At 72.4% G+C, this 4083-nt stretch carries 2 protein-coding genes and 2 pseudogenes; all 4 read right to left on the reverse strand.

Annotated features, from left to right (window positions below; translation table 11 throughout):
- Positions 1-272: 272 nt before the first annotated feature.
- On the reverse strand, positions 273-743 hold the full coding sequence (locus BJF79_RS67605) for a cellulose binding domain-containing protein (RefSeq protein ID WP_410050176.1): 471 nt from the start codon (positions 741-743) through the stop codon (positions 273-275).
- A pseudogene (locus BJF79_RS33725) lies at positions 717-2557 on the reverse strand (peroxidase family protein); the annotation flags it as partial. The pseudogene BJF79_RS33725 and the gene BJF79_RS67605, both read right to left, overlap by 27 nt.
- 13 nt (positions 2558-2570) lie before the next feature.
- Positions 2571-3587, reverse strand: a complete 1017-nt coding sequence (locus tag BJF79_RS33730; RefSeq protein ID WP_075903543.1) for a methyltransferase — start codon at positions 3585-3587, stop codon at positions 2571-2573.
- A 65-nt stretch (positions 3588-3652) separates the two neighbouring features.
- Positions 3653-4083 (reverse strand): annotated as a pseudogene (locus BJF79_RS56175) (hypothetical protein); the annotation flags it as partial.

Genomic DNA, 4083 nt, shown 5'->3' on the forward strand with positions numbered 1-4083 from the left:
CCCGTCGTCGCCGCAGCGCCCGCCAGCAGCCCGACGGCCGCGACCGCCGCCGCCATCGTCACCAGCGGCCGGAGGCGGCGCGGCCGCCGCGCGGCACGCCCCTCGCCGCGGTCGGTATCCGTCTGCATCTCGTCGCACCTCTCGTCGAGTCGCCGAATCTGTTCTGACTTTCGTTCTACCGGGCGAGCGGTTGCGGGAAGGTATCAGCGGGAAATCATGCATTCCCGCAATCCCCGGCACCCGCGACGTCCATTACGTGACCGAATCGCCGTTCATCGGGAACGGCAGGGTGTGGTGTTGAGAGAGAAGGCGGACGGGTCGGTATTGCGATCCCGCCACTTTCCGGATATTTCGATCATGCGGCTCCGTCCGGGCGCGATCACGCCCCCGTCCGGCGGGTCGGAGATCGGCACGTCGGCACCGTTCTGCGCGACGCCCCCGCCCGTCGCTCCGGTGATCTCCTGCCCGTCCCCGTACCGGAACCGGACGGCCCAGGCGTCGAGCGGCCGCCGCGACAGGTTGGTGACGCGCAGCGCGGCCGTGAACGTCCCCGAACCGGTGCCGGTCTGCGCCGTTTTGCGGTACGTCACCGCGCAGCGTTCGGGGGGCACCTGGCCCTTGGCGAAAAAGACGTTCCCCGTGAGGTCCGCCCGTTCGAGGTCGGTGTTGTTCGCGACGAGGTCCCCGAGGTTCTCCCGGAAGTCGATCCCGTAGCGCCGCTGGATCTGCCGCAGCACCGGCATCTGGTTGCCGTAGAAGAACCGGTCGCCGTCGCGGAGGCGGCGGAACTCGCGGGCCCACATCGCCCGCTGCAGCTCCCCGAACTCCGGGCCGGCGTGCTTCTCCGCGAGCATCCCCATGTACGCGTCGAGCCGGTCCACCGACCCGTACAGCGCCTTCAGCCGCGCCGCCAGCGTCGTGCGCCGCGCGAACGACACCGCGCTGGTGTCCTCGAAGTGGTTCTCGGGGCCGACCCCGCTGCCGAACAGGTTGGTGATGCGGACGAAGTCGATGGCGTCCGGGTCGTTGATCTCGTCCCCGGCGGTGAGCAGCGGGTCGGTGGGGAACTCCGCGGTCGACTCGCCGGTGATCTCGGTGAACGTCCGTTTCGGCGGCAGCCCGTAGGCGCGCCGCATCTCGTTGTAGGAGGGCATGCCGTGGTCGCGGCCCCGCTGCAGGTCGAGCGCGCCCAGGTCGAACACGCAGCGCGGCTCGGCGTCGGGCGCCGAGCACAGCACGTCCCGCAGCTCCCGCTCGATCTGCTCGTCGTTGTGGTACTGCGCCTTGGAGCCGAGCCCCTGCAGGAACGGCCCGAGCCCGATCACCGGAATGATCATCGGGTTGTCCCGGGCCTGCGCCAGCGTGAACTGGATCTTCACCTTGGCGGGGTCGTCGCTCGGGTCGATGTTGAAGCCCATCTCGCGGAACTTCTCCATCTGCTCCTCGGTGTAGCGGGACCGCTCGGTCTCCATCGGGAACCCGCTGTGGATCATGCTGTGGATCCGGTACGCGACGGTCGCGAACTCGTTGCTGAGCGTCGCGTTCACCGACGGGTCGTAGCCCCGGTACCGGGGAAGGTCGACGCCGTGCGCGGGCAGGAACTCGTTGTAGGTGATGTACTGCACCTTCGCGATGACCACCCGCCGGGCGATCTGGAACTTCTCCTCCTCGCTCAGCGAGTCCGGCAGCCGGTCCACGATCCGGTTGTGCTCCCGCGCGATCAGCGTCTCCACCGACGTGACGGCGGTGTTGTTGTTCGCGCGCGGGTCGCCGGTGACGACCGCTTTCCCCGGGTCGGCGAGGAGTTCCCCGCCGAGTTCCACCTCGGGCGCCGCCGCGACGTCGCCGCGCGCGTCCCGGCGCGGCAGGTGACCGCCCGGCAGCAGCAGCCGCGCGCCGTTGTTCGCGAGGTTCCCGTCGACCGGCCCCTCCCGCATCCATTCCAGGCGCTCCGCCGCGGTGGCGTAGACCGCCGACCCGTCGAGGTAGGAGCTGACGTTGTTGATCTGCTCCCGCGTGTTCGTCGTGCCCGTCCCCTCCGCGGGGGTCGAACGGGTGAACTTGACGACGGACGGGTCGCCTTTCGTCTCCAGCGGATCGCCACCGTCGACCGGAATGTCCGCCCGTTCCCCCTGCGGGTCGCTGCGGAGCACGCCGCTGCGCAGCCCGATCTCGTGGTCGACGAACTGACCCCACGCCCACGCCCACTGGCTGAGCTGCTGCTCGGAGAAGATGTTCACCGAGAACCCGGCATCGTTCTCGTCGAAGAACTCGTCGTTGAACACCCGGTTGCTGACGGTCCGGGCGTTCGGCCCGTGACCGGCTCGCTCTTCCCGTCCGCGTACCGCGCCCGCGCGACCCGCGCATAGTTCGTCCCGGCGCGGCCCCAGTCGCGGTGCCGCACGTTGTTGCCGCTCCCGTCGAGGCTCTGCCGCCCGGCGGGGGCCGCCGCCGCGGCGGGCACCCCCGCGACGGCCACCGGGCCGCCGCCGAGCACCAGGGCCACCGGCACCGCGAGCCGCCGCGCACGCCGCGCGGCACCGTCCGAAGACTTCATCGGCACTCCCGGCTCACTCGGGACGGGCGTCGATCAGGCTGAGCGCGTTCGGCAGCTCGATCACCCGCTCGGTGCGCAGACCCGCCTTGCCGAGCAGCGCCAGGTACTCGTGCTCGCCGCGCTCCCGCCCGCCGTCGTAGAGGGCCAGCAGCCGCATGTCCATCTCCTTGCCGAGATGCGGCCGGTCGTCCTCCGGCAGCAGCATGTCCAGCAGCAGGACCCGGCCGTGCGCGGGGATCTCGCGCCGGATGTTGCCGAGGATGCGCAGCGCGTCGTCGTCGTCCCAGTTGTGGACGATGTTGGACAGCAGGTACGCGTCCGCGCGCGGCACCGCGCGGAAGAAGTCCCCGACGACCAGCTCGCACCGGTCCGCGACGCCCTCGGCGGCGAGGAACTCGCGGGCGCCCGCCATCACCGGCTCCAGGTCCAGCAGCAGGCCCCGCATGCCGGGCTCGGCGCGCAGCGCCGTCGCGAGCACCGTGCCCTTCCCGCCGCCGATGTCGGCGAGCGTCCCGATCCCGCCGAAGTCGTAGGCGGCGACGGCCGCGTCCGCGACGGCGCGGGACCGCGTCGTCATGAACACGTCGAAGTGCCGCCGCGCGTCCGGGTCGGTGGCGAGCCACCCGTAGAACGACCCGAACCGCGCCGCGAACGACGAGCGTCCCTCCCGGACGGCGTCGGCGAGCGACTCCATCGCGTCCAGCAGGACCGGCGCGCCCTGCAGCAGCGACACCGACCGCATCGAGCCGGGCGCGTCGGCGCGCAGCGAGTCCCCGGCGGCGGTGAGCGCGTACCGGGGCGTCTCCGGCCCGCCCACCGACCGCGCGACGCCGAGCGCCGCGACCGTCCGCAGCAACCGCCCCACCGCGACCCGGTCCACACCGAGCCGCTCGGCCAGTTCCCCCGCGGTCAGCGGCCCGCCGCCGAGCGCGCCCGCCACATCGAGTTCGACGAACGCGTACAGCGCGGAGAACCGCCACTGCCCGCGCAGCAGGTCCCAGATCAGCGCCCGGGGGTCGGCGTCGTCCACGACGTCGCGTTCCCGCCCGGCTCCGTTCGATAAGGACGTGATCTCTGACACTCCGCCTCCCGGCGTTAGTTGGGTCGCTCGTCGTTCGCGGCGAGCTTCGAGGACAGCAGCCGCCCGATCAGCGCGGCGGGTTCCGGCGCGAGCAGCCCGTGGTGATCGGCGTCCACCCGATGCGCCTCGACGACACCGCTCGCGTAGCGCCGCCACACCTCCACCGCCCGCTCCGCGGGCAACCGCCGAGGCCGCGCCCGAGTGGCCACCATTAGCAGGACGTCCCCCCGGAACACCGCGGGCGTGTGTTCGGCGACGAGCCGCACGTTGTTGTCGGCGACCCGCTGCACCACAGCGAGCGCCTCCACGTCCTCCCCGCCCCCGGCACCGGCTCCGGGCCGCCCACCCCCGCCGAGCCGGGGCTCGGCGCCGGGCGGGACGTCCGCGTAGGGCGGACGGCCGCCGCCGGGCGGGACGTCGGCGTGGGGCGGGCCGTCGCCGGGCG

It is taken from the genome of Actinomadura sp. CNU-125, from assembly GCF_001942465.1.
Classification (GTDB): Bacteria; Actinomycetota; Actinomycetes; order Streptosporangiales; family Streptosporangiaceae; genus Spirillospora.